We start from the raw sequence: 24,884 nt of genomic DNA on the forward strand, positions 1-24,884 counted from the left end.
ATATTCACCTGAGTTTCAATTTCAATTAAAAGGAGACGTCAATTCCAAACTGGAAAGCTCTGGACAACGGATAAGCTCCGTAGTCTTCGCCGGGGGTAAGGGCTTGACTTGGTTGTAAATTCACTTCCGGGTTAAATCCGATGTAATCTGTCCAGATAGCCACATTGGTTGCAGAACCATACACACGTACACTTCTTGCAAAACCATCAATCCATTCAATCGGCAGATTGTAACCAAGCGTGATATTTTTCAGCTTGATATAGGAGCCGTCTTCAACCTGGTAAGATGAAGGTCGGTTGTTATTACCACCGGATGTACGTTCTGCTTTGGGATGCTCACCGTTTCCTGGTTGTTCTGGAGAGATCCACCGATCATTCAGTACTGCATAACTTCCAAAGTTGGCTTCACCATTTTTCAGGTGACGGGCAGTAAGGTTTAACACTTCTCTTCCTTCAACACCCTGGATGAAAAAGCTGAAATCAATGTTCTTCCAGTTAAACCGGTTGGTTATCCCCCAGGTATAATCCGGATGATAATCGCCGAGAATGGTACGGTCGTCCGCATTGATAACGCCGTCATTATTTACATCTGCAAATCTGAAGTCACCGGGAGTGGGATTTCCTTCCGTATCTTCCGGAGCATTCGCAATTTCTTCTTCAGTCTGGAAGATTCCTTCTACTTTGTATCCATAGTAGCTACCAATCGGAGCGCCTACTTGTGTGATATGCCGGATACCGGCAGCACCTGATACAAGAATCGGATCGCCTTCAGGCCCGAGTTTCTTCACTTCATTTGTGTTTTTAGCGAAGTTGAAATCAGTGGCCCAGTTGAAATCCCCAACAATATTTCGGGAAGTAATCTGAACTTCGACACCTTTGTTTTCAACTTCACCAATGTTGGTCAAAGCGTTTGTAAAACCGGTAACCGCCGGTATGTTCACTTCGAGCAGAAGATCGGATGTTTTACTTACGTAGTAATCGAACGAACCGTAAATCCTGTCTTCAAGCATGGCAAAATCAACACCTCCGTTTAACTGGTGGGTTGTTTCCCAGGTCAACTCACCGTTGCCTAGCGTATTTGGAACTACCCCGGAAACAATTTGATCTCCCAGCACATAGTTCGATCCCGTCAGCAATCCAATAGATCCATAGTTTGGAATCTGGAAGTTTCCAGTTACACCATAACTAATTCTCGGTTTCAACTGACTAAAGAGATCAACATCAGCCATAAAAGGTTCGTTAGTTAACTGCCAGCCAAAAGAAACGGATGGGAACACCCCTGTTTGATTGTCGGCACCAAAACGTGATGATCGGTCAGAACGAATTGTAGCCGTAAGCAAGTATCTGTCAAGTAACACATAATTCACTCGTGCCAAGTAAGATATGAGCGACCATTCTTCAATGGTTTGATTACCACCGGTAATTTGGCCTCCGTTTACAGTCTTTACCTGATCATCGGGGAAGTTCTGAGCAACTACCCGGCTTCTTTCGTCATTTTGTTTTTGGATGGTATAACCTGCAATTGCATTGATTCGATGATCCTCACCAATGGCAAGTTGGTAATTCAATGTATTTTCCCACAACCAGTTAAAACTTTGCGATGAGGAAGCCTGTCCAAATGGTCTTGGATCGCCACCTCTATAGTACAATTGTGTTCCCTGGAAGAATGATCGTTGGTAATTGTCGATATCATATCCAACCATGGATTTGAATTCCAGGTTATCCATGACGTCATATGATGCAGTCAGGTTACCGAAAATCCGATTGTTTTTGATGGTTTCATCAATATAATCACGGACGGCAAGCGGATGGTTGGTCGTAGTCATGTTTCCACCAAGCTCATTGTGGCTGCCTTCCAATTGTCGATAAGTACCATCATCATTGTATGGACTTACTACGGGAGACTGTGTCATAGCCGAGTAAATGATTCCGGGAGGTGTTCCGAAATATGGAGCATTCGCTGGTTTTCGGTCGTGTTCCGTAAAAGCAGCATTCAGCCCGAAACTTAAATCCAATCGGTCCGTTAAGTCAGCCGAGAGGTTTGTATTGATTGAGTAACGGTTAAATCCGGATCCTTCAATAATCCCCGTTTGATCCATAAAACCACCACCGAGGAAGTAGGTGAAACTGTCCGCACCACCACTGACTGACATATCATAATTTTGCAATACAGAGGTATCTAAAACCAAATCCAACCAATCTGTATCTGTTCCATCCCAGTTTACATAAGCTTCAGGAATCAAGTGACTGGCTGTGGCTCCATTATCTTCACGACCGGCGTTAGTGTCCGGGTTATACTGAGGATTATAAGTCTCACTATTTGGATCAGTAGGATTCAGCTCGCGAAGGTACGTAGTATTACGAGCATCCTTTGCATAAGAAATCAATTCTTCAGCATTCATCAATTCAGGTACATTGAATGCTGATTGAATTCCTACGTATGAACGGAAATTCACCTGTGGTGCTGTATTTTTATTCCCTTTCTTAGTAGTGATCAGTATTACGCCGTTTGATCCACGGGAGCCGTAAATCGCAGCAGCTGATGCATCTTTTAATACTTCAATCGATTCAATATCCGCCGGATTTAAAGTTGCCAGAGGATTGGCGCGTGGCGGTTGGAATGCATTACTCTGAGAAGCAATCTGATCCTGCTGATTAAAGTTTTGAGAAATTGGAACACCATCTACAACATAAAGAGGGCTTGTACCGGCAGAAATAGATCCCATACCACGAATAAGAATCTGTGGAGCAGAACCCGGCTCTCCTGTAGACTCAGCCACATTCACACCAGCCAAACGTCCCTGGAGTGCATTTTCAAAACTGGAAACCGGTGTACTTTCAATTGTTTCTGCACGAATCGAAACTACCGATCCTGTTACCTCAGCCCGTTGCTGGGTTCCATAACCTACAACTACAACATCGTCAAGCATGGCAACATCAGATTCCATTTCAATGTCAAATTCTGTCTGGCCATCGATTGCTATTTCTTGCCGTACGTAACCCACATATGAAAAGGCAAGTGTTGCAGCATCGTCCGGTACGGTCAATGTGAATTCACCATTTTCATCCGTAGTAGTTCCTGTGTTCGTTCCCACTAAAAATACAGTAACACCAACCAGGGGCTCACCCGTATCCGCATCAGTAACTTGACCGGTAAGATCTAAATCAAAAACTTCCTCTTCTTCGGCAGGTACCTCTTTCTTTTTGAGAAGAATTTCTTTGTTTTGGGTAATTACGGATTCGTATTCAGTATTTGTCAATGCATGAGCTAATGCATCAGCCACCCGGATATTCCGGTTTTTAATGGTCACTAACTCCCCTTCTTCAAATATCCCCGGATCGAATGCAATTTCAAGATTTGCTTCCTGGGCTATATGAAAAAGCGCCTCCGACAGAGGGAAATTTTCAAACTGAAGAGTAATCGTATTCCGCAGCTCTGGTATATATGAGCTATATTCCTTCACGGAATAATAAGTAACGAGATTGGTCACCGAGGTGTCCTTCGTTTGTTCCTGAGCATACACAGTATTTGGCTGAAGAGAAGCTGCTATCAACAAGCCAATCACTATCGGCAGTATTCTGATGCTGGTAACGGTTTTCATACGCGAGGGTTTTTATTGGTTAACTGTTTGATAAAACAAACGTAGTGTCCTGTTTTATTTATTTCGTACGGTTATTGTATCCTTCGTTTCATTGATATCGTACTCAATATTCATCGACATGCTAATTACATCAAACACATCTGCAACAGAGCGTGTTTTCAGATCAGCCGTAAACTCCTTTTCCATAAGTGAATCATTAGAGAGCTCAAGATTCACATCTACGTCATACCATCGTTTAATGTGGGCTAATACTTCTTCGAATGGCGTATTTTTAAAGATGAGGCGACCTTCCTTCCAGCCGGTGTAATCAGAGACATCATCCACCATTTCAATACTCATTTCACCGGCATCCCGATTTAAACTTCCCAGATATCCCTGATTTATAATGAGTTTCTCGCCGGTATATTTATCTTTTTTCAGTTCCACAGTTCCTTCCTGAACCACTACCCTGATTTTCTCATCATCGTCATAGGATTTTACATCAAAGGCCGTGCCTACAACCTCAACAACGGCATTGTTGGTTTCTATGTAGAAAGGCCTGTTTTTGTCCGGGGTTACATCAAAAAATGCCTGGCCGCTTAATTGAACCACACGCTGCGATGGACTAAATGTATCGGGCACGGTAAGCTTACTATCTGCATTTAAAAATACTTTTGTGCCATCACCCAAATCCACATTGGCACGTTCTCCGGCCTTGGTGAAAATCTCCTTAAAAACAGGTTCATAAACCTGCGGCTCATTAACGGGTGCGTATTGAAGCGTTAAAAAGACAGATGTAAAAGCCACCAAAATTAACGCCGCAACTTTTAGCAGGTTCGAAATAATTTGCTGACGTTTTCGAAGCCGTCGGAATTTTTGAATGCGTGAACGCCTGCTTCCGGAATCGGATAAATCAATTCTTTCTGACATCCGGTCCCAATCTTTTTCAAGATTTAACTCCTTTAAGAAATTCTCTTGTGATTTTTCTGATGAAGCCTTCCAGATTTGATCTACTGAATGCAAAATCCGCCTGTTCTCATTACTGTGATTCAACCAGGTCTCCAACTGATCAGAATCGTTACCGGTCATTGTATTGTCTAAATACCTTACAATGACATCCCAAATGTTATCTTTGTTTTCCATGATATTTAATTGTTCTTGACTTATAGACAGAGTAAAGCAAAGCTACCCCCACTCCTGCATCCATATTATTTTTCAATACCTGCACGAGATGGTTCTTATTTAAATCAATGGTTTTGGTGAGTTGATCCAAGACAGAAATGCATTTCTTTCCCACAAAATGAGCTATAGATCGAGCTGTTCTCTGATAAATTGTAAAGACCGTCCCATTTGATTTTCAACCGTTTTCCGGCTGATTTCCATCACTTCACCAATTTCCTTGTAAGAAAGTCCGTGTTTTCTGTACAGGATAAATATTGCCCTCCGGCGTTCCGGCAACTGTTCAACCAGCTTCCAGATTTTTTCGGATAGCTCTTCAGTATTTAGGACTGTTTCGTGTTCACCGGATTCAATTTCCCGCTGACGCGTTAAATCATCCTGTAACCGAAGTTTCTGACTGTTTTTTTCCAGGTAATTTAATGACTGATTCCGAACGGCCTGGTAGAGGTAGGCTTTTAAAGATTGTGTAATGTGAAAGTTTTCCTTGTTGTCCCAAATTTTTATATACACATCCTGCACAACATCCCGGGAAGTATCGATAGATTTTACATACGTATTGGAAAAAACACATAGCCGTGCGTAGTACTTATAAAAGAGCGTTTCAAAAGCACTTTTATCCCCTTCACGGATTCTTTTTACAAGATCAGTATGTTTTGGTTTCAAATCTCCCATTCGTGAAATACAGCATTGGTCATTTATTTTGGGATAGATTTCTTCCTATAAATACTTCGGGTTGAGCACTAAACATGATGGGTTTATAAATAAATATTCAGAACAAGTAGTAAACGGGCGATAATTTATAGGGTTACAACGTCCACCTCGAAAATCCTTCGATGGAATCGTATTCTGCGAGCCCAAGCCGATCGTAATCACGGGCATTTTTTATGGTTTTATCGTCGGCAACCATCCAAAATTCATTACTGACGGAACCCGGATATTTTGGCTGGTCTTTTTGTGACGTATGTTTAAAAATGGCTTTTCTTTTTTTGAGGCGTTCGTCCGGACTTAAGGGAACGGCCATATCAATATCGCTTACATCAATATCCTGCCAAATACCACGGTAGAGCCATACGTAACAATCATCGATCCAATCTTCATCTTTCAAATTTCTCAAAACCGTCAAAACAGCTTCGAGACAGATTCTGTGAGTTCCGTGCGGATCGGATAAGTCCCCGGCTGCAAATATCTGGTGAGGTTTTACTTTCAAAATCACATCTTTTACCAACTCTAAATCTTTTTTTGAAAGCGGGCTCTTGCGTACCCGGCCCGTTTCATAAAACGGCATATGAAGAAAACTGACCTGCTCATCCGGGATTCCGCAATAGCGGCACGCCGATCTCGCTTCAACTTTGCGAATATTGGATTTCAAATTCAGCATTTGTTCAGAGTCGAGGTCACCCGGTTCTTTTTTTGCCAACGTTTCAGAAAGGTTCTGAAAAAGCTTCTGTTCCTCTTCATCATCGCTGTAATGCGAAATGAAATCGGCATACCGAAGGGCCTCGTCATCATAAACCCCGATATCTCCCGACGTTTGATACGCAACATGAACTTTATGTCCGTGTTCCACCAAACGCATCAACGTACCGCCCATGGAAACCACATCATCCGCCGGATGAGGTGAAAAAACCAATACCTTTTTGGGATGAGGTTCGGCGCGCTCGGGCCGGTTAGAATCATCTGCATTGGGTTTTCCGCCCGGCCAGCCTGTAATGGTATGCTGTACTTTATTGAAAATATGGATGTTCATATTGTACGCCGGTCCATATTCTGTCAGGATATCACTCATTCCATTTTGATTGTAATCTTCATCCGTAAGTTTGAGAATGGGTTTATCCAGCGTAAGGCTTAACCATGTGACAGCCTTTTTTATGAGCTTTTCATTCCACTTGCACGGACCCACGAGCCAGGGGGTTTTTCTACGGGTCAATTCGGAAGCAGCGGCTTCATCCAAAATAACTTTGGTATTTTCATGATTCTGAAGAAACGTGGATGGAATCTGCTCAGTGACTTCCCCTTCCAAAGCCCGTTTAATTATCTTTGCTTTTGGCTCTCCCCAAGCTATCAAATAGATTTTCCTGGCTTTCAGAATGGTACCCACACCCATTGTAATGGCTTGGCGGGGAACACGTTCTTCCCCATAAAAAGATGCGGCGGCGTCTGATCTTGTAACTTCGTCCAGGGTTACCAGCCGCGTTCTGGTTTTTGCAAGTGATCCCGGTTCATTAAATCCAATATGTCCTGTTCGTCCAATTCCTAAAATCTGGATATCCAGCCCACCGGCTTCATCAATTTTTTGCTCGTACTGTTTACAATATTCATAGACATCTTCTTTGGGGATGGTACCATCAGGTATATGAATATTCTCTTCGGGAATCTCAATCTTATCAAAGAGATTCTCATGCATAAACCGAACGTAACTTTGAAGTTCCTCCGGATGCATGGGATAATATTCATCCAGGTTAAAAGTGATCACTTTTTTGAAACTCAGGTTTTCCTCTTTATGAATCCGCACCAATTCACTATAAACCTGTAAAGGTGTGGAGCCCGTTGCCAGGCCAAGAACTGTGTTTTGTCCTGTCTGATTTCGTGCCCGGATAAGATTGGCTATTTCCGATGCTACAACTTTGGAGGCCTCACTTGCAGTTGAGAAAATCGAAGCATCAATCTTCTCAAATATCTTCTGACCGGTTTCATCAAACGTACCGTTATGCATTATATATAACTATTTGTCTTAGAATTTATCTTTACGGATTATAAGCTTTCTTCCTAGAAATAGTACATGTTAGTTTAAAACTCCAAAAATAATAAAACCAAAATCCCCGAAGTCTTTGATACAGCTTCGGAGAGATTGGTTTTTGAGTACAGAATCTGGGTACTACGTATTCAAGTTTTAAATATTAATCACGTCGGGAACCGGCTCCGTCGGGTGCACCTCTGTAATACCGAAAGTGCTCCTCTGGTCCTGTTCTTTCCCGAAGTCTTTGCATAAACTGTTCAGCTTCTTCTTCAGGCAAATCTTCAATGTCTGAACTGATGTAGTTATCCCTCATGGAAGTAAACTGGCTAATGTATCTGGATCGGGACATAACTTTGTTATCAACATAATCAGAAATATCTACCGTTGTATTTGCTCCGTCAGAGCCCCAAAACATATATTCATTTACACTGTGTGGTTCCATTCCTAACTGCTCAATCTGCTCAGGAAAAATCAGGTGCCACTCCGCTGCCCGGGTTGCATCAACAGCAAGATATGCGGCTGCCCGGTGATCGGTTTTGTGCCATTTTTGGTATCCCCATCCCGGCTCAAATGCAATAACTACATCTGGTTTTAAATCCCGGATGTGATATACCATTTGTTTTACCACTTCTTCTTGGTCGGCAAATTCCAGCATACCATCCGTATATCCCAGGTTGATATAGTTCGATTCAGGAATACCCAATTCAGAGAGAGCCGCAACTTCTTCGTATCTTCTGATTTGCGCGAGGCGCATACGGGTCATATTACGATCGTATGTTCCAACATTTCCGGATGTTAACAACATTACATATACATCATTTCCATTTGCATTAAGAAGTGCGAGTGTACCGTGGCTACCCGAATCATCGTCGGGATGCGCACCAATTAGCAAAATGGTTTTGCCTGTCCACTCCTCAACGGGGGTTTCCGGTTGTGCAAGAAGCAGCACCGGTAGCAAGAGAGTCATTAAGGTCAAAGAAAGTTTTTTCATCATGAATGTTAATTTGGTTAATAATAAGGAGCACCCGGCAGTAAATGTTGGGCATAACATATTACACTCATCCCGGTGATCATACTAAATAGACTATGCGCAAAGCGCTTACCCCCATTATTTTTTTAAATTAGATTTGAAAAGAATTTGTCCATAAAATTCTATCGCTAAATCGGTTGGCCTAAGGATGATTTAAAGCTTTTTGGTTTGGGTTTTCAGATCATGTCAAATGATGTTTTATCTTTCTTTCCCTCAAGATATTTTTCTGCAATTGGTATTGTAATCTCTCCTCAAACCTTCCTATATTTTATGCTTCATATTGAAATGCCCGAGTGGCGGAATTGGTAGACGCGTGCGCTTCAGGTGCGTATGTCCTTACGGACGTGGAGGTTCGAGTCCTCTCTCGGGTACAAAAACCTTGCGAGTCAATGACTTGCAAGGTTTTTTTGTTTTGTCCCTTCTTTAATAACTTTCCTCAAATTTTACTAATTTGAACTAATTGATTGGAATCTTTCGTACTTCATATCTTCAAAACAGGGCTGTAACAAACCGTGAGAACACTATGAAACACGCAAAATTATTATTCCCAATTCTAGTTCTTCTCTTTGCGATTTCGGGATGCATAACCATGGAGACTACATCGCTTGGCCCAACCGACTCCCCCCCGGTTGCAGCCGATCAAGTATGGGTTTTCTTTAACGAGGATGAAATTGAGTATGACTTTACACGAGTTGCGCTTTTTCATCTTGAAGGGGATGCCGCCCGGCCCCAAGAGAGTAAGATGATCAAAAAAGCCAAAAAGAGAGCTGGCGAAATGGGAGAAAATGCTATTGTACTCAGAGATATACATGAACCGTCGGATGACACCGAAATAGCTTCAGAATTGCTGGGTAGCACGGCTGAACGACGCGAAGCCATTGTGGCTATTCGCATTCACGATGATGAGTAATCAATCTGAAGAATTACTCAGTAACGTCTTTAATTGCTGTACCTGGTCCTGCGATAATTTCCCGGATGCTTCGGCAATTTTTAAAGCTTCAAGCCCAAGAGTTTTGTAAAGACTTTCCTGATCTTTCCTTTCCAGTTCTTTTAAATGGGTTTTCACAGACTCGCTGTCTCCTCTGGAAATCGGACCACTCAAAGCCTTTGCAGGACGTTTCTCAAAAATGTTTGTCACTGTTTGATGAAGTAACGTTTCGAGTGCATCAAAGCCATCATCCAGTTTTGCATCTTTCAATAAATTCTCCACACTAAACATCAGCGCTACAAAATAGTTGGAAGCCATTACCGCCGCGATATGCAAAATTCGTTTTTGCTGTTTATCAAGCAAAATGTATTTCGCTCCCATCTCTTCAATAATGGGTTGCAGTTTATCCCCGGCTTCTGGATCTCCCTGCAGGCTTATCGATATATTTTTAAAGCGATCACTCCCATCCCCTTTTCGAAACGTCTGGATTGGATGCATCGATACCACTTTTGCCCCTTTTTCTGAAAGAACACTCAACTCATCGGAAGTGAGATTTCCGGAACAGTGAACAACGATTTTATTCTCCCAGGATATTGGATGTTTGGAGAGATCACCGGCAATTTTCAAAATGAGATCATCCGGAGCTGTTATAAAAATAAAATCCCCGGTTTCACTGTCTTTTTTTGGAATAAGTGAATGAATGGGGTAAAATTCTCCGGATTCATCAGAGTAAATCAAACCGCCTTTACTGTTCCATGTAGACCGAATTGTGTACCCGGCATCCCTGAAAAATGTATGAAGCGTTGAACCAAGAGCGCCGGTTCCAATAATCGTGACGGATGGTTTGGAAGATCCCATCACTCAAAAATCGGCTGATTTTGCATCACAGCATATCCTGAATGGATACTTTCGGAATCGGAATCGTTTTCAAACTGAATATTCAATCCCCATTTTTTCGCAACAAGCAACCCTGTGATAAACGATCCAATTCCCGTAATACTCGAAACGCCGCTATTCAGATAATTCATCAACCCTGATTGATTATCTTTATCGAGAAATTCGGATATCTGGTCAATCTCATTTTTATCGGCGTGAGCCAGATCACAACAGCATACAAGCAAAGCATTTCGTGAAGGCAAGATTTCCTCCAAAGCCATTGCAAGCTCTTTAATGATGATCGAATTTTCGTCCGTAATCTGAATATGAGAAACAGTGAAATCATCCAGCACGCACTGAAGCATGACTAACTGGTGGTAAAGGCTGGCATCCTTTCCAAACGCATGATCATTAATAAAGAAGTCATCATCTTCGTCAGCAAAATCATTTCGTAAACGGTCGTTTGCTTCAACTACTCCGAGGTGAGTCTCAATTTTTTTGAAGGATGGCATCAACAGTTTTTTCTCTACAGATCCCGGGGTGGACTCTACAACGACAACGGTTTTAAAATCCTTCGATCCAATCTGGGAATAGGTTTTGCAGACGGCATCGAAATTGTCAGACGTAATTTTCTGAGGAGAAATGATGATTCTTGTTTGCTCCTGTTCTGAGGCATGCCGGTCTAAACCGGCTTTTATATTATCACGGCTTAGTGAGGTAATATCCATAAAATGAGGTCTTTAGTGATCAGGAAACTTATGGTAGCAGACTGATATCCAATGATTTTTATGCTGAAAACTACAAATTTTTGCCCGTTTTCCATCATCAAATTCCACATCAAAGAAACCCGGATCCTTCATTAAAATCCGTACGCTTTTCATCGGTTTTCGAAGTCCGGTACCAATCATTTTCAGTGCTGCTTCCTTGAGTGTCCATACCTGAACCGGTTCCAGTTTCTCATAAAGGTCCGCTTTCTCATCAATGTGTTTCATGCGGTTAATTAAACGGTCGTGTACGTTTCGATGAATATTTTCCATATCACAACCCACGTTAAACTCAAACGAAATCGCACCGGCAACAGCATCTTTGGTATGAGAAAAGCTGACTGATACTTCTCTCCCTTCACAAATGGCTTTTGGTTTTTCATTTTTTTGAGTGAGAATCTGGATTTCTTCCTCCTCTAAAAATTCCACAGCCATATCCCTGATTAAATCTCTTCCGGATTGATTTTGAAGGAGATCCGAATCAACACCTTTCATTCCTGCTTCAAAGGACTCATAGGAAACATAAATATTCTTTGGCAGGCAGTTTATATCTAACCGAATTGGGTATAGTTTTTTTGATTTCATAAGGATTTGAAATCTACCAAATCCAAATTTCTTCTACTAATTACAATCACAGGCTTTATAGAAACAAGAATGCCACTTTCCATTAACTTTTCTTATCTTTTTAAGCTCGAAAAAATAATCATTGACAGAACAAAAAATTGATGAGTAATACGGAATCATCGCTTAGTGAACAACACGAAATCAGACTCGAAAAACTTAATGAACTGCGGGATATGGGTATTAATCCCTATCCTTTCGAGTATGACGTCACTCACCACTCTGCTGATATTTTAAATAATGCTACTGAATTCATCATTGAATCGTCCGATGATTCGGAAACCGATGAAGATAATGCCCCGCGCGTTTCTGTTGCCGGCCGGGTTACCACCCAGCGGGTGATGGGTAAAGCCTCCTTTTTTACACTTCAGGACTCCAGGGGAACCATCCAGGTTTATATCCGCCGGGATGATGTTGGCGTTGATGAATACAACAAGGTTTTTAAACGATTGGTTGATATTGGCGACTTCGTTGGAATTAAGGGATTTGTGTTCAAAACACGCACCGGCGAGACAACGATTCATGCCGAAGAATTTCATTTTCTTGGAAAAACCGTTCGTCCTTTGCCCACTCCAAAAGAGGTGAAAAATGAGCAGGGAGAAACGGTTACCTACGATGCTTTTTCTGATAAGGAACTTCGATATCGTCAGCGATACGTTGATTTGGTAGTAAATCCGGAGGTTCGAAAAGTTTTCCGACAGAGAACCCATATGGTTCAAACCATGCGCAATTTCATGAATGAGCGCGGATATATGGAAGTGGAAACTCCTATTCTTCAACCCATTTATGGTGGCGCTTCGGCACGTCCTTTTATCACTCACCACAATGCGCTGGATATGGATTTGTATCTGCGGATTGCCAATGAACTTTACCTCAAACGGCTCATTGTCGGCGGGTTTGATGGCGTGTATGAATTCTCAAAAGATTTCAGAAATGAAGGCCTTTCCCGTTTTCACAATCCCGAATTTACCCAGGTTGAGCTTTATGTAGCTTATAAAGATTACAACTGGATGATGGATTTCATGGAAGAGATGATCGAAAAAGTGGCTCTTGAACTTCACGGTTCCACCAAAGTGAAAGTTGGAGACAACGAAATTGATTTTAAACGTCCCTGGCCGCGAGTTCCGATGTATGAAGCCATTGCAAACGAAACCGGCTTTGATCTTTCCGATAAATCCGAAGAAGAGATTCGCGGAATTGCCAAAGAGCTGAACATTGGTATTGAAGACGGCATGGGTAAAGGCAAACTTATTGATGAGATTTTTGGCGATTATGTTGAATCGAAATTAATTCAGCCGACCTTCATCACCGACTATCCAATTGAAATGAGCCCGTTGGCCAAAAAACATCGTTCAAAAGAAGGACTTGTGGAGAGATTTGAAGCCATTTGTAATGGCAAAGAGATTGCAAATGCATTCTCTGAATTAAATGATCCGGTAGATCAGCGAGAGCGTTTTGAAGAGCAAGCACGTCTCCGAAGCGAAGGCGATGACGAAGCAATGACCGTTGATGAAGACTTCCTCCGGTCCATTGAATACGGCATGCCTCCAACGGCCGGAATTGGTATTGGAATTGACCGTCTCGCGATGATTATGACTAATTCTGACTCCATTCGTGATGTGCTGTTTTTCCCACTGATGCGGCCAGAGTAAAACGATACGGATTGTGAAAAATGTCATTGCGAGCGGAGCCAAGCAATCTCTTGACTTTAATAAAATTTGGAGATTGCCGCATTCCATTCTCCCGACAGTCGTTGGGATCATTTCATTCGCAATGACTAAACCTTAGACCTTAAGCCTTAAGCCTTAAGCCTTAAACCGCCTTGAAATTCACCCTTTACATCGCCGGAAAGTATTTTTGGAGCAAGAAGCGGGAGTCCCGTTTTCTTTCTTTTATCAAAATTATGGCGATTGGTGGTGTGGCGATTGGCTCGGCCGGGTTGTTGATTGCACTTTCCATTGTTCACGGATTCAAATCCACAATCAACGAAAAAATTATAGGATTTGCTCCGCATGTTACTGTGAATACGTTCATGAATGATCCTCTCCTTCGGGCGGATACGCTTCAAACCTATTTGAGCGACTTTCCCGGTGTGGAGGAAGTTCAGCCGGTAGTGATGGGACAGGTTATGATTCAGTCCGCCGGAGGCGTAAGCGGAACGCTGATCAAAGGAGTTCCGGAATCCGGAGATGTGACGCATCTTAGAGATTATATTTTAGAAGGAGCTTATGATCTCTCTGTTCAGGAAAGTGACTTGCCGGGATTGATTCTCGGCTTCGATCTTGCCAGAACCATTGGTGCCGAAGTGGGTGATAAAATCACCCTTTTTGCTCTGGAAGGATTGCCCACGCCGTTCAATACTCCTGAAATTCAGCAGTTTACTTTAACCGGAATCTATCAAACAGGCATTGCCCGTTTTGATGATAATTTTGCTCTCACTACTTCAGAACCGGTTCGCAAACTCTTCGGTTTCGATCCCCAGTATGCAAGTACTATGGAGATTAATGTCTCCGATCCGAATCAAATAGAACACATCTACGGTGAAATTCGCGACGCCACTGAATTCCCATATGTCACCGAAAGCATTTACCAACGATATCGAAATATTTTTGCATGGATTGATCTTCAGGAAGAAACGATTCCGTTGGTTATCAGTGTGATGGTTATTGTGGCGGCTTTCAATCTCATTGGAACCGTTTTGATGATGGTGCTTGAACGTGTTAAAGATATCGGAATTCTGAAAACCATAGGCGCCAAAAGCCGGGCGATTCGCCAGATTTTTCTTCTCGAAGGTTTATTTGTTGCACTCTCGGGATTGATTACCGGAATCGGGATTTCCTTATTGTTTTATTGGCTCCAGGTCACCTATCAAATCATTCCTCTTTCTGAAGAGAATTACTACATGAGTTACGCGCCGGTTGAACCTCATCTTCTGGATTTCATCATTGTTGGCGCCGTTACACTTCTTCTCTGTGCATTGGCTTCCTGGCTGCCGGCCCGAATTGCTGCTCAAACCGATCCGGTAAAAGTGCTTTCTTTTGGGAAGTAAGAAAAGAATTCAGCCGCTACGTTGACCGAATATTGATCCGAATACTAAACCGGATATCATGTGTGGTGCGCTTGAATGTACCGGAGGATTTAGGCAAAATTTGGCTGAAAGCATATTCAAAATTGGCCTGAATGGTATTTGAAAAACGATAGCCCACAACTGCACTGGCATTGATTCTCGACTGCCCATAAATATTCCCCGGATTAAATGAGTAGGCATCGGGATTCCGGTCAATTACACTGGCATCATTCTGTAATGCACCATCCAAATCGGCATCGAGCCGAAAACGCTGTTCGGTATCATCAATTACACTTCCGTTCAACGTCAAGTCTACATTGCTTGCCGTTCGTCTCACAAAAGGAATTTTGAAGTTTCGAAGCGTATAGGCAATGGAAAACCGTAATCCTTTGGAGAGGCGCTCAATTACCTGGCTGTTGGCTAACGACAAACTGGTGATGTTACTCGTTTCGTATCCAACCTGGGTTCTCAGGCCATTCAGCCATGTAACGTTTAACTGAATCAGCGGAGCAAAACGCTTTTCAATGTTTACTGTAGACGGCTCAAACTCAAAACGCTCATCTTCAACCGTAAACACACCCACCCGCCGTGTGATCAGATCGCCGGGATTATTATTTAAATTCCAGCCGATTCTATACAAGCCTTCATAAGCATGCGTCAGTGTAGCCCGTTGCATTGATTGACCAATAAATGGAATCATATTCTCGATGCCCGTCCAGTTAATCCTCCAGTTGGGTAATGGAAAAACAGCAAAGTTTTTTTCTCCGACAGATCTGCCACTGCTCATGTACGCATCCCGAAAATCACGGTGAAGAGCTACGGGATTCAGAAGTGTATTATCTCCCCCTCCCGGATCACGAATAATATTTTCGGTACTGCCCATTCCGTCAAAAGCCGTTTGAAGCTGATTTCGGAAGAGTTTTTCATATCCCGGACCAAAAGCCCAAATACTTGAACTAATATTTCCCGAAGCACTTTCAACCGAAGAAAATTCATTTTGTGGATTTAATGAAAGTGATTCCGAACGGCGGCGATCCCATTGGGTTTGCCAGTTCAAATCTACCGATACATTCTGAAGAGGATTCAGGCTTGCCGTTACGGTTACATTATCGGAGTATGTATTGTTTGTTGGTAACTGGATGGTGGAGACACCGTCAGGATTTGCAATCAGATTTCCCTGGCCAATGCTTTCGAAAATCCCCAACCGATAACCAAGAGGCGGAGATGATTGATCTCCAAACATGTCGAAAAATTGTGAACTTCCGGCGTAACCACTTTGGGCAGAAGCTTTTGAGTTATTATAAGTTACGTCTATTGTCTCCAGGCTAAAAACTGCAAGAGCCGCCTTTCTACCAAAATACGCAAGGTGTTCTCCAAAACTGTAGGATGTTGTATCGGTCTCTGCTTCTCCAGTATTACGCCTTTCCGTCCTGGCTGCATCATCCGCTTCCACCGCATTTTGATAAAATGGAATCCGATCTAAAAGATTTTCAGTATCCATCCGCATAGTATGATCGAGCCGAAGATTATTAGAAATCCGTGCTCCCAGATCTGATCCAAAAGGTGAATTTTCCCAGCGGTATCCGCCCGAATATCTCGTATTATAAGACAGCCAATCCAGGAAATCAATCTGGTTAAACCGAGGCTGCCAACTGGCTGTGTAAAGTTCATTATAATTATTCCGTCTGGCCGCTTTATCTCCGGAAATCACATCCCTGAAAACGGACATGGACGGCAACGGATCAAAGGCTGTACTGTCAATTCCCGCCCTACTGGCCGACTCGGTAGCAATTCCCGTTAAATCAAAAATAGTTTGAGCCTGGATAGACGTAGAAATGGACCGGGTGAGGTTATATCCCAGACCGACATTTGTTGTGTATGTAAAACTATGGGTCTGCTGAAGCGGTTGCTCCAGTTCTCCCGTCAGACGTCTTCGCTTTCGTTCTTCATAGGTTCGCTGAGTACCCACTGAAGCGGACAAATTCGTAGGCATATATCCCAATTGCAGACCAGATAAAACATTCAGAAGTGGTACATCCTGGATGAAATCAAACGGCCGGATGAATCGCACATTTCGCAGAGTTAACGCGTATCGAAGGGAGCCGTTGAAATTCCAATTATCCTGAAAAGTATACTGTGGATTTCTGCTATCGGTAGTATTGTAAACATAATTCAGCGTGGTATTATCAAGCAGAAGACGAGCTACATTATTTTGAGAATTTGTTTTGGATACATTCGACAAGTTGATTGCATAGGTATCGCTGAACGTTTCAATCTCCTTTTTTTGACGATCGATCAATAGGTTTTGCTGCTCTTCATCCAGATCTGTCCGCGACCGCACGGCATCTTCAAACTCGGAGAAACGAACGTCTCCCTGATTCGGAAGGTATTTGGGAATGGAAGATGATCGTCTTGCCGATAAATTAACGGGAATGTTCCATCCAAACCGTTCGGGTATAAAACTGTCGAGGTAAAACAGGGTATTCACATCATAAGCGAATTCGTTACTGACCCTTCTCTGGCCAAGGCGCGAATCCAGAGAGCCAAACCCCTGGGTCTGACGAGTGACATTTGCATTGACCGTTGCAAAGTCTGCAAGTTTAATGGTTGATTTTGCATTTGCCGCCCACCCTTTTTCGTTATCAAAACCAGACACACGAAGCTCATTAAGCCACATTTGGGCGTTCAAAACAGGTGTTCCATTACCGGATGGATTCTCCGGATCGAATGGATTTCGGATACCCATCCCAATTTCAGTGACCCTTCCAAGAGACGGATTCCCTTTGATCGCTACAACTGCTCCCGGAACTGCATTTTCAAGGATATCAGCCTGTTCATAGATTTCTGAAAAAGCACTGCCCTGTTCTTGGTCTCTCAATTGCTTGAGTTGATTGAAAGCAGAGAGAACAATATTCATGCTATTCTCATCATACATCCATACCTGGGCGGCCTCTTCTTCAAGCTGAGCATTATTCGCGGGATTAAACTCCTCCTGAAACGGAAAGTTTGGGTCCGATGGAGTGACCGGTTGCCTGTACTCGTAATAGTTATTTTGCAAATCATTCCCGAAACGCATTACCAGTTCTGCATCTCCGCGATTATCATAACCCTCACCATGCACAAACATCCTCATGTTTGAATAATTAAGCATATCCAATCCTCCCGGATATACTCGTTTAATGAGCTGAACCGAACCCGGACCTAAGTTATTGACGTCCATAACAATAGACTGTTCATTTTGGAGAGATTGTAACTGTGAAGCCCTGTTTTCAGCCCGAATAGCTCCCTCGGGCTGGCGATATGGAAACGGTTTACGGTTTGAGTTCTCCTCGATGTTCAGTGAACTGATTCTCATCTCAGCATTTGGGTCGCTGGCATTATTGATATCCTCGTCCTGCCTCCACTGGCTACCCACAAATTCAAGGGTAGCAAAACGCATCGTAAATGGTTTTTCGTAGCCAGACATCCAAACCCGAATGTATGTGATATTCTGAAAGTCATTGATATCCCCGAATTTTCTTTTGAACTCACTTAATGGAATTCGAACCTGGTACCAGCGGTCTTGCTGTCCGGAACCGGGGGGATCGGTTATATCATTTATAAATGTTCCAGGGCTTCCGATCTCCAGTTTTGAGGGATCTGCAGGATTTAACTCTACTTCGTATTGGAAATAAGCATTCGTTAAAGAAACAGCCGACGGGTTGACCAAACCTTCTGTGTTGGGCCGATTTGTAATCGCTCTTTTATCACTTTGATCAATGGGCGTATTTCCATCATTATAGCCTAACAAACGATGGAATCGCTCATGAAGTGGTAAATCTTGCACTGCTTCCTCCCCATAAAAGAAGTAGTCATCATTGGATGGATCAGAAGCAATTTCTGCGAATTGAGGACTGTTTGCGCCAAACTGCTCTCTCATTTGATTTACAAACTCCTCAAAAACCGTTTGTTCATTCAGGTTATTTACCCCGTTGGTATTGGGAAGGCCATCCAGCCCTACGTCTTCGAGTTCACGGTTTGTATTAGAAAACTGTCCTTCAGGCGGAGGCGGATTTGCCGGTATTGCAGATCTTGTATTCGATGGATTATCTAAAATCAGAGTCTCTGGGTTCAGGGCCAGTCCATCCTCTGTATTCAGCTTTGTATTTGGAATCACATCTTCCGTCACCAGCCCAACATCAATGTACATGGTTCCGTTATAATCCTCTATGGCGGCCCCGCCCTGCATCTCTCCATTTGGCAATATGGGCTGCACCCAAAATTCTAAAAACTCAATATTGTTCTGTGAAAAATCTTCCTGCCCCGCCGGGATAACTGCGGTCATTCCTCCCCACGTTTTCTCAGGATCCTCTTCTAAAAGAGTTCTTAAATTACTATTGTAATTATATGGCCCTCTTGATGTTGGATTATAATGAACATCCAATGTTGTTATAATTTCTTCCTGTGGATTCTGTGTCTCCCGACCGGGAAAGACATCGGTTACTCTCACCGGTTCTGATTCAGCTGTAAATTCTACTCCATCTAATATGGAAGCTATATTTCGCGGTATGGTATACCAGGCAAACTGAGATCTCAAATCCGATCGCTCAATTCGGGATTGCGTGCTGGAAATCGGCATACCGGGAAAATCATCCTCTTCAAAAAAAGAAATATCGGCCTCGTATCCGGGAACGGCGGCGGGAGCAGAAGCCAGGTTCCATCGTGTAGCATTCAAGAGGCTGATTTTGATATTCGATCCCTCGAAATCATCAATAAATGCGAGGCCGTTTTCTTCATCATCAAAAAGTTCGTTATTACGAATGGCCTGGCTAACAGCACGGGTTTCTGCTACCCCGGGCCGCAGCTGAGCAAATTCACCACTAAAACTAACCTCGGAAGATTCCCTGGTTTGAAGAATCGGCAGGCTGTCAATAAACCGTGTAATAAAAGGCGCATCGAACTGAGCGTTTGCATCGAACCCGATAACGGCATTGTTGATGGGCTCATCCCCCAGCCGGATCTTATCATCCAATGGACGCTCACTAAATCGAAAATAAGTACCGCCCAGTGTGATATTATCTGTAAAATTATATTCGGCCCGAAATCCGGTAAAGGTTTTCTGCTCGATGGATGTGAGCGACTGATTCTCATACTCAATCCGAATGTCCTGTCCGGGAGCAGTGTAGCGTTCATTCAGGATGGTGATACTCCCAAATGAGTAATCTACCTGGTAGTCAATATTTTCCTGAAGTTCTGTTCCGTTTGCATAGACACGTACGGATCCCTCCACAAGGGCAATTCCAAGATTAAAGTTTTCCTGCACACCACCTCTTGAAGTCCCACGGAATTGATAAAAACTGTTCTTTGAACTCTGAGCCGCATTTCTCTGCCGCTCGGTATAGAGTTCTCTATATGATAAACGCTCAATATCCTCATCGGAAGCCGGTGAATCCTGCAATACTTCAGCAACTCTACTACCAAATGGTTCCAGATACGGAAAAATAATCAGTCCGTTTTGCGGATCAAGAGTTCCGGTTCCAAGGTCAATCTGATTGTCGATCTGAAGAGCTCCCTGAGAATCCACCCGATCCAGGCCGAGATCCTGGAGCATTGTTACGCCCCGTCCGGGTAAACTCTCCCTGGCTATGTTATCTTCCGTATAGAGAAGCTCAATTTCAAGTGACTCACGGGTGATATTATTTACCCCCAACGAATAGATATTCCGCATCGTAAGCGGAAACAGGCTATTATCCGTAGACACATTTTTAGGACGAAGCATTTTCAGAAAAATCCGGTCGCCGCCGCCGCGATTAATTTCTCCTACTTCGATATTCTCGCCGTTACCTCCTTGATAATTAAAAGCCACCGCAAGTACCTCTCTCGAACCAAGAGCCCGCTGCAAGGAAATATAGCCGGTTATTTTGTTGATGGTATAATCCACTCCCTCTTCAAGAAGAGTAAAATATCCTTCCTCGAAATTTCTGGAATCATCAATGTTTAAATCGGAAGCGGAAATTCCTGTTTGAGGATCGCGGTATTGGTCGAGAAGATTCTCTGAAAACGGATCAGCCCGATTATCAGGAGGAGCATAAGAATCGGCAGACAGCCGGTTCACACCCATATCAGCCAATGCCACGGCCAATTTCGATCCCTCTTCAGTCTGAATATTTTCACGAAGAATCCATACTTCAACATCCGCTATCTGGAGAGTCTGGGAAAGTTGCTGAGGATTCGCCATACTGGTTTCAAACTCCTGGCGAGTGTAAAAGTCCATGAAGAAGTGCTGATCATCGCTATAATCTGCCGGCCGAATCTCAATGGTTCTCTCCTGTGAACCGCCAGTAATGGTCTCCACATTACTCTCCCCATCCTGTTGAGAAACAACCGATGTAAATCGCAGCGATCCCATTTCTGCAACCGACTTAATTCCAAACAGGGCACCACTACCGCGAATCAGTGAATTGCCGGTGGTCAGCGATACATTCCCCATTTCAATACTTTTGATAATCTCATCCTCATACCCTTCATAAACAATATTCAGGGTATTCTGATAATCCAGAGTGCGTTCGGTATCCCAGTCGGTTTGGATTGTAAGTTTGTCGCCAATGGTTCCCTGGATATTCAACTGAAGATTTTGATCAAATGTTGGATCAACCCGCGTTTGTTGATCCCGCGGCAAATTCGGGTCTTCCGATTTCTGAACCGATGCCCCCACATTCATCTGGGCAACACCATTCACCCTCAGGTTTACTTCCGGCTTGCCAAATATGGTGGTAAATGCAGATTGACGCCCACCGGGAACCTGTAAACTAAAATCGAGCAAACCTCGTCCTGTGCCCTCTCTTTGGCGCGCTTCACGAATAAGGAGCGACCAGTTTTGTTTCTTTGCATAAGCTTCGTGTTCTCTTACGAGCTGATCAAATGAATAAACAGACGGAACTCCCGAACGAAAACCACCGATTCGTTTCTCTATATAAAAATTGCCCTCATTCTGCCTTTCAATATACACTTGTTCTTCCGGCAACGTTATGAAGTAGATCGTTGGAAGAGGACGCAAAAAGGGTTTGGCGGCAAAATTTCCGTATGTGGTTCGAAATGCCCTGCGTAACTTTTCGGTATTGGAACTATCTGCCGGTGAGTCGGAGACATACTCATCCCTTACCTCCTGAGCATCTGCAAAATCATTGCATAGCAGAAAGGCAAAAAAGGTTACCAACGTAATTTGAGAAAAACGACGTAAATCAAACACAGAGTTGATCAATTTTTTCCTGGCTTGAGACAACAATTTACAGCATAATTTTAACTGCAATAGTCATAAAAATTCAAAAACGTCGTAGCGTTGCTGCGATAGGAGATTGTTGAGTGAAAAAGTTTAACCGAAATTCGGTGATGAATAATAAAGTATTACATGAAATGTTGAAAGTATTATCCATACCAACTCTTTTTCCACATTTATTGAATCGTCATTCGTTTTATGAAGAGAGCCAGAAACCATACATTAAGTTTTCGTTGCATTCGAGAAGATACATATTTCAATGGGCAGGAGTCTCAAATTTCGGAGATCAACAGATCTATTAATTTTCTATTAGCTCATTCCACAAGGTCTTATATTCAGCAAGTATGTTAAATCATGTTCAAATAGATTTACTGAAGAAACACATCGGACCGTTTCTGTTCTGTTTCACAACGCTCATGTTTGTCTTGTTGATGCAGTTCCTGATTCTACACGTAGACAAACTTGTGGGAAAAGGTCTGCCCATGTCTATTATTATCGAATTGATTTTAAACAACCTGGCTTACATGGTTGTCTTGGCTGCTCCGATGGCTGTTTTGGTTTCAACGCTGATTGCATTTGGTCGCTTCTCAGAATGGAATGAACTGACGGCGGTACGTGCGGCGGGCATTAACCCTATTAAGCTCATCACGCCGGTTCTTGCAGTGGGTTTTATTCTGTTTCTTTTTATGGGGTATTTTTCAAACTATGTTTTGCCGGAATCAAATCATAAAGCCCGTTCCCTCTTCATTGATATCCGAACTCAAAAACCCGCCTTCGACCTGAAACCTTCTACATTTTATAATGATATTGATGGCTACACTTTTCTGATCAAGGAGATCGATTCAGAAACAGATTCGTTATATGATGTTCGTGTTTTCCAGGATGAAACGGATAACAGGAACCGCGCGATTATCAATGCAGAAAGTGGATGGCTGGAGAGTCCAAACGATGTGACCCTGTCGCTCTTTCTTTTAAATGGATCGTGGTTGCGTTTTATTCCCGGTAAAGACAACACCAGCGGAACCATTGAACGAAGTACATTTAAGAAACACAGGATGACGTTTGATTTATCCGATCTCTCCTTCTCGCGTTCCAATCCTGAACAAAGAAGCCGAACGGACCGAACCATGAGTGCGCAAGCCATGCTTGCTGTTGTAGATTCATTAAATATTGAGAAGGAAAGTGAGATTGAAAAATTCAAGGATAATTTGTCTCAGAATGTAAGTTTGCCATTTCATTACGAGCCGGCCCGTGTATTTGAATTAAGCGAAGAAACTGCTCAGGATACGGTAAAACTATACACATCGGAATTTGTGGTTCTGAATGAGCTGCCCAATCCTACGGCACAGATGTCTTCACTAAACCGGGCCATTAGTGTTATGGATCGATACCGACCGGAACTTGAAAGCCTCAAAACAAATCTTGACTGGCGCAATTCCAGGATCTCGGAGTTCATGAGTGAAGTTCACAAGAAACTTTCGATTCCTTTTGCCTGTGTGATTTTTGTACTTGTGGGTGCTCCTATCGGAATGTTAACCCGCCGCGGAAACCTGGGTTTTGCAGCCATCATCAGTTCAGTTTTATTGACAATTTATTTCCTGGCTGTGATCCAGGGAGAAAAGCTGGCCGACCGAATGATGATCAGCCCTTTTATGGGAATGTGGGGAATCAATATTTTCTACCTGATTATGGGTATCTTGCTGACACTTCACGTCAGTTCATCCATACGAATCACCAACTTATTCAGGAGAAATGAAAAAACTTGATCGTTATATTTTCTTCCGGATTCTGCTCATCACGGTTTTCATGTTGGCTGTGCTGATTTTTATCTTTATCCTGATAGATTTTTCGGAAAATAGTGATGATTTTGCCGATAAAGGCGCTACGTTCGCTCAAATCTGGAATCAATATTACCTGAATTATATTCCGGAAATGACGCGGCTTGTCATACCTGTAGCTGTTTTTACAGCTTGCCTTTTCCTTACCGGACAAATGACGGAAAGATTGGAAATCATCGCGATTAAAGCATCGGGCATTAGTCTTTACAGGCTTGTGGTTCCCTATATTCTCATCGGAATTTTTCTTGCGGCTATTGTCAGTTATCTGGATGCTTATGTTATTCCCGAGGCCAATTCCGAGCGAATCGAATTCGAGCAGGAATTCCTGTCTAAGGGCAGCGAACGGATAGATCGCGGTGGTATTTTCCGCCAGGATTCAGACAGCACCATTCTCAATATCAATTTTTATGATCCCAATACAAACACTGGCTACCGGGTCTTCCTTACTGAATTTCGTGGAAATGAGATCTCAAGAATTACCCAGGCTCAGCGATTAATTTGGGTAGATTCCACCTCCAACTGGATTACCGACCGGGCTGTAACAAGAGTGATGGAAGACAAAAAAGTGGAGGTTTTTAATACTGATCGTGAAGTGTTTGACATCAACATTTTGCCACGTGATCTGGCCCGCAGAACATCCGACATTTATCAACTGACCTATCCAAAAGCCTTTGCATATATTCGTTCCATCGAAAGAATCGGGGCCGGCGGAATTGACTTACCAAAAGTTCAACTTTACGGACGAATGGCCTACCCTTTTTCCATCATTGTGGTTTGTATTATCGGGTTTGCGCTCGCCGCTGACAAACGCAAAGGCGGTAAAGGATTTTACATAGCAGCCGGCCTCGCCATCAGTTTCATCTATCTTGTTTTGATGAAAGTAATCGAACCATTCGGAGCAACCGGCACAGTTACCCCAATATTTGCGGCCGTCTTTCCTCACGCATTCTTTTTGATCGTGGGAATATTACTTATGCTATTAACCAGGAAATAGATAAGCTTTGCGTTT

The 24,884-nt window shown here is 43.0% G+C and carries 14 protein-coding genes and 1 tRNA gene; 6 read left to right on the forward strand and 9 right to left on the reverse strand.

Annotation, left to right across the window (positions count from 1 at the left end; genetic code table 11):
- Positions 1 to 25: 25 nt before the first annotated feature.
- From L0B18_RS13530 to L0B18_RS13550, 5 genes are all read right to left on the reverse strand, one after another.
- Positions 26 to 3,601 carry a SusC/RagA family TonB-linked outer membrane protein gene (locus tag L0B18_RS13530; protein WP_234572322.1) on the reverse strand — a complete coding sequence of 1,192 codons (3,576 nt, stop codon included), beginning with the start codon at positions 3,599 to 3,601 and terminating at the stop codon, positions 26 to 28.
- 54 nt (positions 3,602 to 3,655) lie between these two features.
- Positions 3,656 to 4,723, reverse strand: a complete 1,068-nt coding sequence (locus L0B18_RS13535; RefSeq protein ID WP_234572323.1) for a FecR family protein — start codon at positions 4,721 to 4,723, stop codon at positions 3,656 to 3,658.
- A 162-nt stretch (positions 4,724 to 4,885) separates the two neighbouring features.
- Complete coding sequence (locus L0B18_RS13540; RefSeq protein ID WP_234572324.1) at positions 4,886 to 5,431, reverse strand: RNA polymerase sigma-70 factor; 546 nt, start codon at positions 5,429 to 5,431, stop codon at positions 4,886 to 4,888.
- 133 nt (positions 5,432 to 5,564) lie between these two features.
- Positions 5,565 to 7,472, reverse strand: a complete 1,908-nt coding sequence (gene nagB / locus L0B18_RS13545; RefSeq protein WP_234572325.1) for a glucosamine-6-phosphate deaminase — start codon at positions 7,470 to 7,472, stop codon at positions 5,565 to 5,567.
- Positions 7,473 to 7,656: 184 nt separating this feature from the next.
- Positions 7,657 to 8,490: a PIG-L deacetylase family protein gene (locus L0B18_RS13550; protein WP_234572326.1), complete on the reverse strand. Its 834-nt coding sequence runs from the start codon at positions 8,488 to 8,490 to the stop codon at positions 7,657 to 7,659.
- A 323-nt stretch (positions 8,491 to 8,813) separates the two neighbouring features.
- Between L0B18_RS13550 and L0B18_RS13555 the strand changes: the two genes are divergently transcribed.
- A tRNA-Leu gene (locus tag L0B18_RS13555) sits at positions 8,814 to 8,897 on the forward strand.
- Positions 8,898 to 9,115: 218 nt separating this feature from the next.
- Positions 9,116 to 9,436: a hypothetical protein gene (locus tag L0B18_RS13560; RefSeq protein WP_234572327.1), complete on the forward strand. Its 321-nt coding sequence runs from the start codon at positions 9,116 to 9,118 to the stop codon at positions 9,434 to 9,436.
- Here L0B18_RS13560 and L0B18_RS13565 read toward each other — a convergent pair whose 3' ends face one another.
- Genes L0B18_RS13565 through L0B18_RS13575 form a run of 3 tightly spaced genes read right to left on the reverse strand, consistent with a single transcriptional unit; the run spans position 9,437 to position 11,679 of the window.
- Positions 9,437 to 10,312, reverse strand: coding sequence for a Rossmann-like and DUF2520 domain-containing protein (locus L0B18_RS13565; RefSeq protein WP_234572328.1), 876 nt, complete (start codon positions 10,310 to 10,312; stop codon positions 9,437 to 9,439). It lies immediately after the preceding gene.
- Positions 10,312 to 11,058 carry an AmmeMemoRadiSam system protein B gene (gene amrB / locus L0B18_RS13570; protein WP_234572329.1) on the reverse strand — a complete coding sequence of 249 codons (747 nt, stop codon included), beginning with the start codon at positions 11,056 to 11,058 and terminating at the stop codon, positions 10,312 to 10,314. The genes L0B18_RS13565 and amrB overlap by 1 nt, the downstream gene beginning before the upstream one ends.
- Before the next feature lie 12 nt (positions 11,059 to 11,070).
- A complete protein-coding gene (locus tag L0B18_RS13575) occupies positions 11,071 to 11,679 on the reverse strand; it encodes a 4'-phosphopantetheinyl transferase family protein (RefSeq protein WP_234572330.1) in 609 nt (202 codons plus the stop codon).
- Positions 11,680 to 11,819: 140 nt separating this feature from the next.
- On the opposite strand from L0B18_RS13575, the gene lysS reads away from it, so the two are divergent.
- Together lysS and L0B18_RS13585 are read left to right on the forward strand one after the other, a co-directional pair.
- On the forward strand, positions 11,820 to 13,367 hold the full coding sequence (gene lysS / locus L0B18_RS13580; RefSeq protein WP_234572331.1) for a lysine--tRNA ligase: 1,548 nt from the start codon (positions 11,820 to 11,822) through the stop codon (positions 13,365 to 13,367).
- A gap of 170 nt (positions 13,368 to 13,537) precedes the next feature.
- Entirely contained in the window at positions 13,538 to 14,764 is a 1,227-nt protein-coding gene (locus L0B18_RS13585; protein WP_234572332.1) for an ABC transporter permease, read from the forward strand.
- Positions 14,765 to 14,780: 16 nt separating this feature from the next.
- Here the strand turns inward: L0B18_RS13585 and sprA are convergent, their stop codons facing one another.
- Entirely contained in the window at positions 14,781 to 22,010 is a 7,230-nt protein-coding gene (gene sprA / locus L0B18_RS13590) for a T9SS outer membrane translocon Sov/SprA (RefSeq protein ID WP_234572333.1), read from the reverse strand.
- Between the two features lie 371 nt (positions 22,011 to 22,381).
- Between sprA and L0B18_RS13595 the strand changes: the two genes are divergently transcribed.
- On the forward strand, positions 22,382 to 23,803 hold the full coding sequence (locus tag L0B18_RS13595; protein WP_255695644.1) for an LptF/LptG family permease: 1,422 nt from the start codon (positions 22,382 to 22,384) through the stop codon (positions 23,801 to 23,803).
- Positions 23,790 to 24,869: an LptF/LptG family permease gene (locus tag L0B18_RS13600; protein ID WP_234572334.1), complete on the forward strand. Its 1,080-nt coding sequence runs from the start codon at positions 23,790 to 23,792 to the stop codon at positions 24,867 to 24,869. Before L0B18_RS13595 ends, L0B18_RS13600 begins: the two co-directional genes overlap by 14 nt.
- Positions 24,870 to 24,884 lie beyond the last annotated feature (15 nt).

Origin of the sequence: Rhodohalobacter sp. 614A (assembly GCF_021462415.1) — a bacterium.
GTDB lineage: Bacteria > Bacteroidota > Rhodothermia > Balneolales > Balneolaceae > Rhodohalobacter.

What these genes read in the sequence shown, in the direction of transcription:
- L0B18_RS13550 (WP_234572326.1), bottom strand. Translation starts at nt 8,490, where the DNA reads ATGATGAAAAAACTTTCTTTGACCTTAATGACTCTCTTGCTACCGGTG.
- nagB (WP_234572325.1), bottom strand. Translation starts at nt 7,472, where the DNA reads ATGCATAACGGTACGTTTGATGAAACCGGTCAGAAGATATTTGAGAAG.
- L0B18_RS13565 (WP_234572328.1), bottom strand. Translation starts at nt 10,312, where the DNA reads ATGGGATCTTCCAAACCATCCGTCACGATTATTGGAACCGGCGCTCTT.
- L0B18_RS13600 (WP_234572334.1), top strand. Translation starts at nt 23,790, where the DNA reads ATGAAAAAACTTGATCGTTATATTTTCTTCCGGATTCTGCTCATCACG.
- L0B18_RS13560 (WP_234572327.1), top strand. Translation starts at nt 9,116, where the DNA reads ATGGAGACTACATCGCTTGGCCCAACCGACTCCCCCCCGGTTGCAGCC.
- L0B18_RS13535 (WP_234572323.1), bottom strand. Translation starts at nt 4,723, where the DNA reads ATGGAAAACAAAGATAACATTTGGGATGTCATTGTAAGGTATTTAGAC.
- amrB (WP_234572329.1), bottom strand. Translation starts at nt 11,058, where the DNA reads ATGGATATTACCTCACTAAGCCGTGATAATATAAAAGCCGGTTTAGAC.
- L0B18_RS13530 (WP_234572322.1), bottom strand. Translation starts at nt 3,601, where the DNA reads ATGAAAACCGTTACCAGCATCAGAATACTGCCGATAGTGATTGGCTTG.
- L0B18_RS13540 (WP_234572324.1), bottom strand. Translation starts at nt 5,431, where the DNA reads ATGGGAGATTTGAAACCAAAACATACTGATCTTGTAAAAAGAATCCGT.
- L0B18_RS13575 (WP_234572330.1), bottom strand. Translation starts at nt 11,679, where the DNA reads ATGAAATCAAAAAAACTATACCCAATTCGGTTAGATATAAACTGCCTG.
- L0B18_RS13595 (WP_255695644.1), top strand. Translation starts at nt 22,382, where the DNA reads ATGTTAAATCATGTTCAAATAGATTTACTGAAGAAACACATCGGACCG.
- lysS (WP_234572331.1), top strand. Translation starts at nt 11,820, where the DNA reads ATGAGTAATACGGAATCATCGCTTAGTGAACAACACGAAATCAGACTC.